Below are 14,799 nucleotides of genomic sequence, written 5' to 3' on the forward strand. Positions count from 1 at the left end.
TAACGAAGTGATCGCGACAACTAGTTTGACAAACACCGCCAACAGCACACTACTTTTACCATTATGACCGCTTGTTATTCAGTTTTTAAAACCAGCCCTTTCGATTGGGCAAATATCACTAGCGCAAATAGTATTTCGGTTATCCCGCCAATAAATGCGCCAATTACAAAATTGGCATTTAATATAATACATAACATGCCAAAAAACATAAGCAAAGCACCCAAAATCCAATAGATTTTCATGCCATATAAGGTGTTAAAAATTAAATAACGAACACCAATTATCATCAGCATTATTGGATAAAACCATTCAGCTTGAAGTTTTGCTACGTAAAACGCTAAAAACAAACCAACAAATAAAATAATAGTGCTTTCTAAGGCCAATTTACCTAATGGGTTTTTAGGGTCGTGATTGCCAGAGCGTTTAAGCGCTTTTGAAAGTAATATGGCTAAAGGATGTATAAACATGCCACCAAAAAACAAAGTAAGCATACTTACTTGATTTGAATGCAGTAGTGCGACAAAGCCAGCTATACACCAAACCAAGCCAGACACTAATACGCCCGTTCCACCACCAAAATATGCGAGGTTCATATTTTGTTGCGCATCTTCAAATTTCATAGTAATTCCTTAACTTTAAAACAAGAACCTAAGGCAGCATGATCGCACTAATAATAATTACAGCTCGTTACTCGAATACACACTTAAAATAGGAAACTTATGCTCGGCAAACGAGACGGTGACTGATTGTGTTTCACTACCTTTAAAACCGAGCTTAAATTCTATTGGCGTTAATCTGCTGCCATCTGCAAACAATGCTAATAAATGTTCTTGATTGAGCTCGCGGTTGCCTGACGATAAATTAGTTAGCGTAATAACTGCCCAGCGCTCGCCTTCGTTATTGCTCATAAGAACGTAATTTAAAATTGTGAAGTCAGATTTTTTAGGCGTTATTTTGTTATCGTTTGGAAACGATAAATGAATACTGCGGGGTATAGCACGATCAACATTTAATACATTATTAAGAGTGTTTGAGGTGTTGGCAGCGACTGCCGATGAAAACACGATAAAAATCAAAACTAAGGCTTTAAACACAGTGCAACTTCCCTTTATTAAATTGTGTTTTTAAAAACAATCGTTGAAATTTATACTCTCAGTTTTTACCTATTATGTAAACGCACAATAATCATAATTTAACGTATATTTTGAATAAGCGCACATTCAGTGAGACTACTGTAAGGTTTATACCTTGAAAAGCTCGCGTAATCATAAGGTTATTAAACAGGAGTAAACTACATGCCAACCACACCTAAAAGTCCCCAAGCGGTTAATAATGCACAATCGGCTTTATTAAACCCTGAGCACAGCATTCAAGTAAGAGGCGCACGTGTTCATAACTTAAAAGATGTGGATGTAGATCTCCCCCGTAATTCACTTGTTGTTTTTACCGGTATATCGGGCTCGGGTAAGTCATCACTAGCCTTTGGAACATTATTTGCCGAATCGCAACATCGATATCTTGATTCGGTTTCGCCTTATGCACGCAGATTAATAGATCAAGTAGATGAGCCCGATGTCGATTCAATTGAAGGGCTGCCACCTGCTGTTGCACTGCAACAACAACGGGGTGTGCCGTCGGTACGCTCATCTGTGGGCAGTGTAACCACTATTTCTAACGCGCTACGTATGTTGTACTCGCGCGCAGGTGAATACCCAAAAGGCCAAGGTATACTTTATGCCGATGCGTTTTCGCCTAATACCCCGCAAGGCGCGTGCCCAGAATGCCACGGTATTGGCCGTGTATTTAACGTTACCGAAGAGCTGCTAGTGCCCGACCCCACTAAATCAATTAGAGAACGCGCAATAGCCGCGTGGCCACCAGCATGGCAAGGTAAAAACCTAAGCCGCATACTAACCTCGTTAGGTTACGATATTGATAAACCTTGGAATACTCTGCCTAAAAAAGCACGCGATTGGATTTTATTTACCGACGATACGCCTACGGTGCCGGTATTTCCTGAGTACACACTTGAGCAAACACAAGCGGCTATTAAAAATGAAGAAAGCCCAAGTTACATGGGTACATTCTCGAGCGCTAAACGTTTTGTTTTACAATCGTTTGCGAGCACTCAAAGCCCACGTACTAAAAAGCGCGTGTCGCAGTATATGCAAATATCACCATGCCCACGGTGTAATGGCAAAAAACTGAAAAAAGAGTCGCTATCGGTTAAATTTGCTGGGCTTGATATTGGCGAAACCTCGCAGCTAACATTAAGTGAACTGGCTCAAACCCTTAGTATTGCGGCTAACAAAAAGCCTAAAAACAACGCTGCTAACCCAGAAAAAGCCATAGTAGCAACGCGTATAGCCAGCGACATTCTTAAACGAGTTGAAGCACTTACCAAACTTGGCTTAGGGTATTTATCGCTTGAACGCACCACCCCATCATTATCGCCTGGTGAATTACAGCGCCTAAGGCTTGCTACGCAAATTCGCTCAAAACTGTTTGGGGTGGTTTATGTATTAGATGAACCTTCAGCAGGTTTACACCCGGCAGATACACAAGCATTATTAGCCGCGTTAGATGAGCTAATAGCAGCGGGTAACTCAGTATTTGTGGTTGAGCACGACGTAAGTGTTATTCGCCACGCCGATTGGGTGGTTGATGTAGGCCCAAATGCAGGTACTCACGGCGGTAATATTGTTTATAGCGGCCCTGTTGAAGGCTTGCAAAAAGTGACCAGCTCGCACACTAGCCAATACCTTTTTAAAAATGATGAAAAGCTTTTAAGCCAAAGTAACAAACCACAACGCAGCGCAAAAGCATGGTTAAAGCTTAGCGGTATTGAGCGTAATAATTTACAAAAACTCGATGTAGAATTTCCGCTGGGCGTTATTACAAGCGTTACGGGCGTGTCTGGCTCTGGTAAATCGAGTTTAGTAAGCCAAGCTTTAGTTGAGCTGGTATACTATGCACTTGGGCAAAAATCGCTGCCACAAATACCTACAGATGAAGCCGAATTGCTCGACCAAGAGCTCGATATAACAACCGAGGGTAAAATCACTCAAGGCATTGAGCATATAAAACGCCTTATTACGGTTGATCAAAAAGCGATTGGGCGTACACCTCGCTCTAACCTGGCAACTTACACGGGGTTATTCGATCATGTTCGTAAACTGTTTGCCAATACCAAAGAGGCAAAAGCGCGTAAGTACGATGCAGGTCGTTTTTCGTTTAACGTAAAAAAAGGTCGCTGCGAAAACTGCGAAGGTGCTGGTTTTGTAAGCGTAGAGCTTTTATTTTTACCTAGTGTGTATTCGCCTTGCCCTGTGTGTAACGGCAAACGCTATAACGAAAAAACACTTGAGGTTACTTACAAGGATAAAACCATTGCCGATGTGCTTAATTTAACAGTTGAGTCGGCGCATACATTTTTTGCCGATGAACCCGCTATTTTACGCGCGCTAAATGCGTTGCTACAAGTGGGACTTGGTTACTTACGTTTAGGCCAACCAGCTACAGAACTCTCGGGCGGTGAAGCGCAGCGCATTAAACTTGCCACAGAGTTACAGCGCACACAACGCGGCGATACCCTCTATATTTTAGATGAACCAACCACAGGCTTGCATCCTAAAGATGTGGCCATGTTAATGGCGCAATTAAATGGGCTCGTTGATGCCGGCAACACCGTCATTATGGTTGAGCACGATATGCAAGTAGCCAGTAATAGTGATTGGGTTATTGATATAGGCCCTGGTGCGGGCGATGAAGGCGGGTTAATAGTGGCGCAAGGTAAACCTACCGATGTGGCTCAATCTAAAATAAGCCGAACAGCACCCTTTTTGAATGGCGCAATTTAGCTAGCAACTAAACACTAAATAATAAAAAAGAGCCAATGGCTCTTTTTTGTTATTAGCTTTTTAAAAAACGTTCTATTTTAGGTTTTACTGTAACCGACATTATCAGCATTATAGTTAAACCTATTGGTAATGCGGCTAATAACCCTTCAGTCCATCCAGTTACAAATACACGCATATCTGCATAGCCGATATTGTTAGTAGCAGTAACAAACGCCATCACCGACTCCATTATCAACGCCATAAAAACACTAATCACTAAATTACGTTTTAACTCACTGCTAGGGCGTGTTTATCTTTGTGGATTGAAATTTGTTCAATCTAGGGGCGATTAAATCACGGCGCGAGGTTTGTAACCTAGTGGGCTAAGTAAAAACCGAGCAACAAAGAGTTAATAGTCCCTAGAAAGAACCCTTCGGGCAGCGCATGTTTGGTATTTATGCTGCGTTATCGCCTATTTATGGGGAATAACCACACTACATAGGCTCTGCCTTGCCTAAAAACCAAACACACTGCTGCAAATTCAACCACCAAAGGTCAATACGCCCTAAGTAATAACTTAGCAACTAGCTTATGCATTAAGGTCATCATTACAAAACCAATAGGTGCCATAACTAATACCGCACTTATAAACGAGGTAAACCAGTCTGCATAAAAATGTTCTGTAATCCCCACATTCACATAGGTCATCACGCCTGTTAAGCTCCCGCCAATTAAAGTAATAACACTCATTATTACCAGTATCTTATAAATAAGAGGCGTTTTTTTAGGCTCAACTAGTGCTGGATTTACGGTTACAGGAGTACTCATTTAGGCATACCTTAGACTTTAAATTAGATGATAAAGTCTACCATGTCAAATTAATTGACAATATCAACCATTATTTATTTTACCCAATCGCCAACCATATACCTACAAGTACCATTAAGCTGCCCGCTATTCGGTTCATCCATTTAATATTATCGCCACGGGCTAAAAATAAACGTAGGCTTTTGCCACCTGTTGCATAAGCCAACATGCTTAAAAACTCGGTGGTCATTATAACGCCAAGTAATACTAAAAGCTGAGGGGCTACAGCATGCTCAACACTAATAAACGGCGGTAATAACGAGATCATAAACGCCCACCCTTTAGGGTTAGCAATTGCGGTTACAAAACCTTGCGTAAATAACGACTTCCGACTTACGTCACTTGGTTTTGAGGTATCGACCGACATTTTGCCTTTGGCTCGCCACATGTTAACGCCAATATAAATTAAGTACGCACCGCCTACCCACTTTAAAATAGCGAACGCATCTGGGTAATTTAGCATGATGCTTGCAACGCCTAATACCGCAGCTATAGCAACGGTTGCTACGCCTAACAGCTCGCCTATCATCATCCATAATGTGCGGCGCACGCCAATGCTCATACCGAGTGTCATGGCAAGGGTCATACACATACCAGGCGTTATCGACACAAAAAAGAACGTAGGAATAAAAACCGCAAGTGCTGCTACATCAATCATTAATTTACTCTCATATTAAAAGCAAAAACGCGGCTATAAGTAGCCGCGCTGTTACTTACTCATGTTTATTACTATTGCCCAACACTTATCACGGGTTCAGTAATAACCTCTACTGGCTCTGCTGTATCATTTAGCAAATACTTATCTAACCACTGTTCTTGTTCCCACAATACATGTAACAAGCTTTTACGCGCACGGTAACCATGTGCTTCATAAGGGAGCATTACTAAACGCACGTCTTTACCTAGCCCTTTAAGTGCAGCGTACATGCGCTCGCTTTGCATTGGGAAAGTTCCCGAATTAGGATCCTCTTGACCGTGGATCATCAGCATTGGCTCGTTAATTTTTTCAGCATGGAAAAACGGCGACATATTAGCGTACACGCTTTGTGCTTGCCAAAAATCACGCTCTTCTCCTTGAAAACCAAACGGCGTTAATGTGCGGTTATACGCGCCGCTGCGGGCAATACCCGTTTTAAATAAATCAGTGTGAGCCAACAAGTTAGCAACCATAAATGCACCGTATGAGTGCCCTGCTATGGCTATTTTATTTTTATCAGCAATGCCTTTTTTAACTAATACATCAACAGCGGCTTGCGCGCTTGATACTAACTGCTTTCTAAAGTTATCGTTTGGCTCGCTGCCATCAATACCTACAATTGGCATTTTAGGGTCGTCAAACACGGCAATCCCTTTGGCAAGGTAAGGCATTGGGCCCCAATAGCCAATGTAGGTAAATGCATAAGGCGATTCGCGTACTTGCGATGCTACGGCTTTATCTTTGTATTCAAGTGGGTAAGCCCACATAAGTACAGGTAACGGGCCTTGTGTTTTATCGTACCCTGGTGGTAAATAAAGCGTGCCTGAAAGCTCAACACCGTCGTCGCGTTTATAACGTAATTGCTCTTTAGTTACGCCTTTAAATGCAGGGTACGGGTGAGCAAATGTAGTTAGCTGTGTTAGCGTGTCGTTGCCTAAATCGCGTATAAAAAAGTTAGGTTGCTCAGTTTTAGATTCACGAATAGTAATAAATCGCTCACCTTCGTCGTCAAGCAGTGCACGTACACGTTCGTAATATGGTGCTTCTGATTGCCATAATCGCTTGCTGCTATTTGTTTTAACATCGTACCTATCTAAAAACGGTACATTGCCTTGCTCTGATGCGCCATTACCACGCAGGTAAATATAACGCCCACCTACAATTTTAATAACGTTCGCGCCTAAATCGTTGCGCTCGTAAATTGCATTACCAGGGTCTTTATACGCATCGTTATAACTACGCTCTGAAAATAAAACGCGGTTTCTGTCGGCATCTCGTGGTTGCACTATGTAAGTACGAACTTGGCGATCGCTAAAGCGCCAGTCTGTCAGCATGGCTACGTTTTCGTTGCCCCACTCAATACCAGAGTAACGGCGTTCTACTTTGGCAAATAATTTAGGCTCGCGTTTAAAAGGTGCACGTAAGCTGTAAATATAATCATGGTGCTCAACGTCGGTTTTCATGTCGCCGCCATCTTGCGCCTCGGCCCAAATAACTTCAGCGCCTTGATCGGCTCGCCATTTAAAGTCTCGGCGGCCAGTGCGTACACTGTCATAACCTTGCGGAATATTATCGGCAAGTGGCTGTTTTGCCAGCTCTGCTAATGCATAGCCGCGCATGCCCCATATTTGCCATGTGCTTGCAAATCGGCTGTAAGGCACTTGATACGAAAACGGCTCATTAATACCGGCTACTAAAATATTGGTAGAATCAGGTGACACCGAAAACGATTTAAATAAAGAAGGGCTACCTATTGCTTGTGTATTGCCATCAAGTGTTACGTAAGCTAATTGCCCTTGGCCGTAAAACTTAAATTGCGCTTCATCAAACGGGCTTGTTAATAAATTTTGGTAAGTACGTGCTGGTGCTTTTTCGCCGGTACTTTGTTGAATAACTGGCACTACACTTTGGCTGTTATTTTCAAGCCTAGGCTTGCCAAAATTAACAGCGAGGTTTGCAACTATGGCGCTGCTATCTGGTAGCCATTTATAAGGTGATGATGTTAATACCGAATTTAATGCAGCGCTTGAAAGCTCTTTTGCTTGTTTGGTTTCAACGCTGTAAAGCCATAAGTTGGCTTGGGTTGGTTGCTCAACAACAAAGGCTAAATATTTACTATTAGATGACCATTTAGGTGAGCGAATAATGCCATTAGGTAAGTTATTAATACTAATAACCGACCCGCTTTGAACATGCTTTAGCTCCACAGCGCTAAATTTGGCACTCACACGAGAGCGCGAAAAATTAGCGGGATTTAGCTTAATACCAGCAAGCTTAAGCTCTTCTTTTGCAAGTTCATCAAGGGTTACTACACGTTTGCGTTCAAAAAGCGCTAGCCACTGGCCATCGCTCGATAAGTAACTAGTGGGTGCTAACTTAGCGTCAACCAATGCTGCAAGTTCAGGTGATGGGGTTTGATAGCCCTGCTCGGCGTAACTTGTTGGTACTAATGCCGCACAACAAATAAAGGCAACTAACAGCCTAAAAGCGCTCATGTTTTTATCCTTTTGTTATTTTTTACTCTTATAGGCGTATATAAACACGTTTTGCTTTGTTCATAAAGTATTAAGGTAAGTTAAACACCTCTAAAAGATGACTTAATAGTGCTGATTAAGCTAAACTACAGCGCTATTTATTCACCACTGCGGTACTTAAAATACAATGCATAACAAAGCCAAATCAGTCACTATTTTTGATGTTGCAGAGCGTGCTGGTGTATCAAAATCAACCGTATCCTTGGTGCTTACCCAAAGCGATAAAGTGGGCAATAAAAGTAAACAAAAAATACTCAAAGCGATTGATGAGCTAGGATACGTTTATAATCGTGATGCCGCTGCTATGCGCTCAAAACGCTCAAATTTAGTGGCCATAGTAATAAACGATTTAACTAACCCAGCTATGGCACACCTTGCTACCAGCCTACAACTTTTGTTAAACGACAATGGCTTACAAGCCATGATTGTAAGCAGTAATAATAGTCTTGAACTACAAGCAAACGCAGTTAAAAACTTAAAAGAATACAACGCTGCTGCATTTATTATTTGCCCCGTTGCTAGTACTTGCCCCAAATGGCTTGATACGCTCAGCGCGCAACACAAAGTAATTACCGTAATGAGCGAAGTGCCTTTTAGCGCAGCTCCTTGTGTATTACCCGACTATAAAAAAGCCAGCCACGTAGCCAGTATGCATTTGCTCTCACAAGGCGTGACAAACATTGCATTTATAGGCAGTGAACTTACTTTAAGTGATTCACAAGCACTACAAAGTGGCTTTAATACCGCTTGCGCGCAGCACAGCATTACACCATTAGCACCCATTCACTGCGCAGTAAACACAGCCCTTAGCGCTAAAAATGCATTTATAGAAGCATATAAACACAACCCCACATTAAACGCTGTGGTGTGTGCAAACGATATTATTGCTCAAGGTGTTATTGCTGCTATTAACTCATTAACACATCACTGTATTAAAGTGGTGAGCTGCCACCATATTCCTAATAGCGCGGTTATAAATGATCACTTAACCACTGTGGCTATAAGTACAACTGATATAGCCAAGCGGTGCCTTTTAATACTACAAGAGCTACTACAAAATACAGCCCCGCCAGTAAAAACACTGGTAAATGTAAACTTACAAATTAGAGATTCTAGCCAATGAAAAAAGTGCTGGTAATTGGCTACGTATGGCCAGAGCCAAATTCGTCTGCTGCGGGAACGCACATGATGTCGTTATTAAATGCATTTAGAGCGCAAAACTGGGACGTTGAATTTGCAACGCCCGCGCAGCGCACCGATCACATGGTAAATCTTGACGACTTCGGTATAACCAGTCAAAGCATTGCACTAAACTGCGACAGCTTTGACGAATACGTTAAAGCCTATAATCCAGATATAGTCATGTTTGACCGTTTTATGATGGAAGAACAATTTGGCTGGCGCGTCGATAAACATTGCCCACACGCAATTAAAATTTTAGATACCGAAGATTTACAATGTCTGCGTAACGCTCGCCACGAAGCGTTTAAAGGTGAGCGTGAGTTTACAACCAGCGATTTACACTCAGACATAGCAAAACGCGAAATTGCCGCTATTTTACGCTGCGACCTGAGCTTAATTATTTCAAGTTATGAAATGAGCCTGCTAAACAGCGTATTTAAAATAGAGCCAAGCCTATTACACCATTTACCGTTTATGGTTGATTTAAGCTCACTGCCTACAAGTACAAAAACGTTTGAGCAGCGCCAGCACTTTATGACCATAGGTAACTTTAGACACGCGCCAAACTGGGATGCTGTACTTTACCTACAAAAAATATGGCCACTTATTCGCAAGCAGCTACCAAAAGCAGAACTACATATTTATGGCTCTTACCCACCACCAAAAGCCACGGCACTAAATAACCCTAAAACAGGGTTTTTAATAAAAGGTTGGGCCGATAATGCGTTTGATGTAATGCAAAGCGCACGCGTATGTTTAGCACCACTGCGTTTTGGTGCAGGCATTAAAGGTAAATTGCTTGAAGCCATGATTATGCAAACACCCAGCGTTACCACCAATATTGGCGCAGAAGGCATGCATAACGATTTATCATGGCCGGGTAAAATAGCCAACACCGCCGATGACTTTGCCAATGCTGCCATTGAAATGTACACCAATCAAAGTGACTTTGAACAAGCGCAGCAAGATGGCAACACGCTCCTTAATACGCTGTACGATAAAGCACAATTGAGCGCAGCTTTAATTCAAAAAGTCGATTCAATAAGTAGTGATTTAAACGCTCATCGCGAAAAAAACTTCACAGGCCAAATGCTCAAACATCATACAATGCGCAGCACTCAATACATGTCGCAATGGATAGCCGAAAAAAATAAAAAATTAGATTAAAAATGACTAGACACACACCAATTAGTGTTTAAAATCGCGCCCATCGAACGTGGGCATTTTTAGCTGTATTGTCTATATTTTTAGCTTAGTTATCGCAATATTTGGTCCAAAAAGATTTGAAAACTGCAACCTTTACAGAAAAACGCAAATTTATCGTTAAATTGGGTAAAATGCTTCACAAGTATGGTACGCCTGCTTACCGCCTAGAAGCCCACCTAATGGAAGTGGCTACATACTTAGGACTTAAATCGTCGTTTGTTATGTCGCCAACCTCTGTAACGTTTGTTATTTGGACCGATGGCCACGAAGACGAGTACACCCACGTTGCACGTGTAGACCCTGGCGATCACGATTTAGGCTCACTTGCCGACACCGACGACCTTGTAAACCAAATGCTTGACGACAAGCTAAGTTTACAAGAAGTTGATGCGCAACTAGACGCTATTTTTGTAATGCCAAACCCATACAATAAACTTGTTACGGGCGTTGCGTTTGCAACTTCTGGTGGTGCGTTTGCAATGTTAATGGGTACTAGCTGGACTGATGTTATTTGGTCATCGCTACTTACTTTAGTTGTTTATGTGTTTGTGCTTTGGTCTGGGCGCTCAAAACGCGTAGCACATATGCTTGAGCCATTAGTGGCCATAATATCAGCCATACTTGCCTGTGCAGTAAGTGTGTATATAACACCTGAGATAAATATACGCTTGGTGGTACTTTCGGCCATTATTGTGTTTATACCCGGTTTAGCACTTGCGCTTGGTTTAGCTGAGCTGGCAGCACGGCATTTAGTGTCAGGTACTGCGCGAGTCATGGACTCGTTTATGCTGCTCTTTAAATTGTATTTTGGCGGTTTTATTGGCATAGGTATTGGCTTTGCACTTTTTGGGCAAGCCGATTTTGTACAACCTGAGCCATTACCAAAGTGGACCGCATGGCTGGCTATATTTTTACTTTGTAGCAGCCTAATCGTTATTTTTAGAACCAAACTTAAACACGCAGTTTGGTCTATTGCATCAGGCTTTATAGCGTACGGCACCAGTATTGGCTCGGCTATGTACCTTGATTACACGTTAGGTACGTTTGTAGGTGCTTTATCGGTGGGTATATTTAGTAACTTGTTTAACCGCGTTGCTAATGCGCCGGCCTCTATTGTTGCCATGCAAGGCTTAATTGTATTAGTACCAGGAAGCAAAACGTATATTGGCTTAAACTCACTTATTGAAGGCCAAGACTTTGTATATGCAGAGCACATAGGCCAACAAACGTTTTTAATATTTATGTCGCTTGTTGCAGGACTAATATTTGCAAACGTAGCTCTTCCGCCTAAAAAGAGTTTGTAAATTATACTGAGCACTCGCTTTACTTTGATTGAGTAAAGCGAGTAAATCGTTAAGCTAAAAACAACTGCCAAGTAGCAATTTATACCAATGCTAAGTGTTTTAGCTCATTACATTGCACTTGAGTCAAACTCAAAAACCTCATAATGATTCCAGCGTAAAAACAGTTCGCCGCTTTCTAAATAAAAATTTATATCATCACTTGATGGATAGCAAAAATCATCCCAGTGATCACAAAAAATTAGCCAAGGTAATGTAAGTGCTGTTTCTTGATCCCAGCAAATTGTTATTGTTTGCGAATCATTTACTAAGCCCTTTAACCATTGCCGTGTTAATTCACTTCCTTCTGTGGAGTCGAATCTTTTTGCGCCAACCGGAAAGTTAATGGGTGTGGCGGCAATTAATGCTCTTGCTTGCTCTTCACTCAACGGAATAAGTTTGTTTAATGTATCTTTAGAAAAATCACCATGGGATGCGCTAATCCATCGCCATGCTAAAGAAAAGTCTTCAATTTTAATCAACGCTCTATACCTACTTTTACGAACACTTAATTGACTCTACAACACTATTACAACGCTCTAAATACCCTATTAATTTTGGACCTTCGGGGTAGTCAGAGCAATTGCCTATTATAAGGCCTGCAACTTTACCTGCGGGTTCTATTTCTACGTCCATGTATGACGCAAACATAGTGTTGTTTTTGGTTTCAGTCCACGTAAAGTGGTAGTGAGTATTATGTGTACTAAGAAATTTACGATCTGGTTTATTAAACTTACTGGTTGTTGCTGTCAGAAACGTATTTTTGTTCTTAACGGTAATTTCTGCGCCGCTTATAGCCCAAGATAATGGCCACTCTCTTGCAATTTCGGTCGAAACCTCACATTCGCCAAGTGAATTAACCTTATCTAAATCAGAAATTATATTTGCGTATTCACTGGTGCGTAAACTGCTTTGCTGAGCTTGAATAAGCCATAAAACAGCAAGCGACAGTAAAACCGATTTCCATTTCATTATTGCTCCGCTCCTCTATGAAGCAGAGGCATTTTATGCGTATTTTTATTAATTTAATGATAAACCATATATGATTTTTTATTTTTGTTCAATTACTTACAAACAACCATCACTTATTAATGGTCGAGAATGACAGTGGGGATTATTACTTTGGCACTTCCCTATTGAGCAAAAATACTCAACAGGGAAGTAACTTAACTAGCGTGACCAGTTAGTTTTAGCAAGCTCTACAATTTCGTTTCCTTTGCCGTTTATTAATGCTTTCATCATGTAAACACTAAAGCCTTTTGCTTGCTCTAATTTGATTTGCGGTGGCATTGAAAGCTCTTGTTTCGCGGTATCGACTTCTAAAACAACAGGTCCTGAGTGATTCATCATTTCGTTCATTGCCGATGGTAATTTTTCAGGGTCGTCCACATGAATCCCTTTTAATCCACAGGCCTCTGCAATTTTAGCAAAACTTGGGTTTTCTAAATCAGTATCGCTTGATAAAAACCCACTGGCTTTCATTTCCATAGCCACAAAACTAAGTGAGCGATTATTATAAACAACAATTTTGATAGGTAAATTAAGCTGTTTAAGCGAGATTAAATCACCCATTAACATGGAAAATCCGCCATCACCACACATTGCAATTACTTGGCGGTCTCTGTTAACAGATTGAACGCCCATTGCCTGCGACATCGCATTTGCCATAGAGCCATGATTAAACGAGCCAATTAAACGGCGCTTACCGTTCATTGATAAATAACGCGCAGCCCACACTGTTGGCGTACCTACATCACAAGTAAAAACAGCATCGTCTGCTGCTTTATCGTTTAGTAAACGCGTTAGATATTGCGGGTGAATTAAATTTTGCGACGTTTTGCCACTGGCAAGTTCATCGAGATCTTGTCTCGACTCTTTGTAGTTTTTAACACTCTTTTGTAAGTGTGAACTTGTGCGTTCACCTTTAATATAATCAAGCAATGTGGTCACTGAATTTTTAGTATCCCCTAACACGCCACAGTCAATTTGAACGTGTCGCCCAAGTGACGCTGCCTGATTATCAATTTGCAATATGGTGGTATTTTCAGGATAAAAAGCACGATAAGGAAAGCTCGTACCAATCATAAGTAACGTATCGGCTTCTTGCATTGCATGGTAGCCCGACGCAAAACCAATAAACCCAGTCATACCAACACCGTAAGGATTGTCGTATTCAATAAATTCTTTACCGCGCATGGCGTGCACAATCGGTGCTTGTAATTTTTTGGCTAGCGCAACAATTTCGTCGTGAGCATCCTTACAACCAGCACCACACAATAAGGTTACTTTTTTACTTTTATTAAGATGAGTCGCCATTGCTTCAATATCAGATAAAGCAGGCGTATAAATCGCAGGTTTTGGTACATTCCATTTTGGTGTAATGTTTTTAGGCATATCTTTTAATGCAATGTCGCCAGGTAGCACTAGTACACTCACGCCTTTGTTTAGTATTGCTTGTCGCATTGCGGTTTCTAGCAGGTACGGCATTTGCTCAGGGCTCGAAACCATTTCACAATATACACTGCATTCTTTAAATAATTCTTGCGGATGGGTTTCTTGAAAATAACTACTGCCAATTTCAGATGAAGGAATGTGTGCGGCAATAGCTAATACCGGTACATTATTACGCTGACAATCAAATAAGCCGTTAATTAAATGAAGATTACCCGGCCCGCAAGAACCCGCGCACACTGCAAGCTCGCCTGATAAATGCGCTTCGCCACCGGCTGCAAATGCGGCAACTTCTTCATGTCGCGTTCCTAGCCATTCAATTGTTCCCATTTTTCGCAGGCTTTCACTAATGCCGTTAAGTGAATCGCCAGTTACTCCCCAAATACGTTTTACGCCAGCTTGTTCGAGGGTTTTAGTGATAAAACTTGCGATATTTTGACTCATAATATAGAACTCCTAAATATTCAGTTATTCTGTAAATTGATTTTTCGCCTCTGCTCTATCAAGTAAGTCATCGTTTCGAAATGCGCTCAATTATTGAGAATCGATAAGCTTAGGTATTTTGATAATGATAGATATATTACTACTGAGACTTTACTAACAAACGATACTCCTAGGTTTGCTGCGCCCCCATACTGATACATAAAACATGAATGTCCGCTTTAAAGTGTTTATGAATATGC

The 14,799-nt window shown here is 41.4% G+C and carries 13 protein-coding genes; 4 read left to right on the forward strand and 9 right to left on the reverse strand.

Features of this window, described 5'->3' with window-relative positions:
- Nucleotides 1-74: 74 nt before the first annotated feature.
- Nucleotides 75-620, reverse strand: a complete 546-nt coding sequence (locus I6F54_RS16415) for a DUF7010 family protein (RefSeq protein WP_165728955.1) — start codon at nucleotides 618-620, stop codon at nucleotides 75-77.
- 57 nt (nucleotides 621-677) lie between these two features.
- Nucleotides 678-1,094 (reverse strand): hypothetical protein, encoded by a 417-nt coding sequence (locus I6F54_RS16420; protein WP_165728956.1) that lies wholly within the window; start codon nucleotides 1,092-1,094, stop codon nucleotides 678-680.
- A 201-nt stretch (nucleotides 1,095-1,295) separates the two neighbouring features.
- On the opposite strand from I6F54_RS16420, the gene uvrA reads away from it, so the two are divergent.
- Nucleotides 1,296-3,860 (forward strand): excinuclease ABC subunit UvrA, encoded by a 2,565-nt coding sequence (uvrA, locus tag I6F54_RS16425; RefSeq protein ID WP_197142320.1) that lies wholly within the window; start codon nucleotides 1,296-1,298, stop codon nucleotides 3,858-3,860.
- Nucleotides 3,861-3,912: 52 nt separating this feature from the next.
- On the opposite strand, the gene I6F54_RS16430 is transcribed toward uvrA, so the two are convergent.
- From I6F54_RS16430 to I6F54_RS16445, 4 genes are all read right to left on the reverse strand, one after another.
- Nucleotides 3,913-4,101: a DUF2798 domain-containing protein gene (locus I6F54_RS16430; RefSeq protein ID WP_231609700.1), complete on the reverse strand. Its 189-nt coding sequence runs from the start codon at nucleotides 4,099-4,101 to the stop codon at nucleotides 3,913-3,915.
- Nucleotides 4,102-4,394: 293 nt separating this feature from the next.
- A complete protein-coding gene (locus I6F54_RS16435) occupies nucleotides 4,395-4,667 on the reverse strand; it encodes a DUF2798 domain-containing protein (protein WP_231609699.1) in 273 nt (90 codons plus the stop codon).
- Between the two features lie 79 nt (nucleotides 4,668-4,746).
- Nucleotides 4,747-5,364 (reverse strand): LysE family translocator, encoded by a 618-nt coding sequence (locus I6F54_RS16440; protein WP_197142321.1) that lies wholly within the window; start codon nucleotides 5,362-5,364, stop codon nucleotides 4,747-4,749.
- A gap of 71 nt (nucleotides 5,365-5,435) precedes the next feature.
- The gene (locus tag I6F54_RS16445) at nucleotides 5,436-7,898 is read right to left on the reverse strand and encodes a S9 family peptidase (RefSeq protein WP_197142322.1); all 2,463 of its coding nucleotides are present in this window, start codon (nucleotides 7,896-7,898) and stop codon (nucleotides 5,436-5,438) included.
- 166 nt (nucleotides 7,899-8,064) lie between these two features.
- Here I6F54_RS16445 and I6F54_RS16450 point away from each other — a divergent pair, with 166 nt between their 5' ends.
- From I6F54_RS16450 to I6F54_RS16460, 3 genes are all read left to right on the forward strand, one after another.
- Complete coding sequence (locus I6F54_RS16450) at nucleotides 8,065-9,060, forward strand: LacI family DNA-binding transcriptional regulator (protein ID WP_010553649.1); 996 nt, start codon at nucleotides 8,065-8,067, stop codon at nucleotides 9,058-9,060.
- Nucleotides 9,057-10,286: a glycosyltransferase gene (locus tag I6F54_RS16455; protein WP_165740151.1), complete on the forward strand. Its 1,230-nt coding sequence runs from the start codon at nucleotides 9,057-9,059 to the stop codon at nucleotides 10,284-10,286. Before I6F54_RS16450 ends, I6F54_RS16455 begins: the two co-directional genes overlap by 4 nt.
- 116 nt (nucleotides 10,287-10,402) lie before the next feature.
- Nucleotides 10,403-11,629, forward strand: coding sequence for a threonine/serine ThrE exporter family protein (locus tag I6F54_RS16460; RefSeq protein WP_010553647.1), 1,227 nt, complete (start codon nucleotides 10,403-10,405; stop codon nucleotides 11,627-11,629).
- Nucleotides 11,630-11,736: 107 nt separating this feature from the next.
- On the opposite strand, the gene I6F54_RS16465 is transcribed toward I6F54_RS16460, so the two are convergent.
- From I6F54_RS16465 to poxB, 3 genes are all read right to left on the reverse strand, one after another.
- The gene (locus I6F54_RS16465) at nucleotides 11,737-12,147 is read right to left on the reverse strand and encodes a hypothetical protein (RefSeq protein ID WP_165740153.1); all 411 of its coding nucleotides are present in this window, start codon (nucleotides 12,145-12,147) and stop codon (nucleotides 11,737-11,739) included.
- A 16-nt stretch (nucleotides 12,148-12,163) separates the two neighbouring features.
- Nucleotides 12,164-12,637, reverse strand: coding sequence for a hypothetical protein (locus tag I6F54_RS16470; protein ID WP_197142324.1), 474 nt, complete (start codon nucleotides 12,635-12,637; stop codon nucleotides 12,164-12,166).
- 198 nt (nucleotides 12,638-12,835) lie between these two features.
- Entirely contained in the window at nucleotides 12,836-14,560 is a 1,725-nt protein-coding gene (gene poxB, locus I6F54_RS16475; protein WP_165740157.1) for a ubiquinone-dependent pyruvate dehydrogenase, read from the reverse strand.
- Between the last annotated feature and the right edge of the window lie 239 nt (nucleotides 14,561-14,799).

Origin of the sequence: Pseudoalteromonas sp. SWXJZ10B (assembly GCF_015864475.1) — a bacterium.
Lineage (GTDB): Bacteria > Pseudomonadota > Gammaproteobacteria > Enterobacterales > Alteromonadaceae > Pseudoalteromonas > Pseudoalteromonas arctica.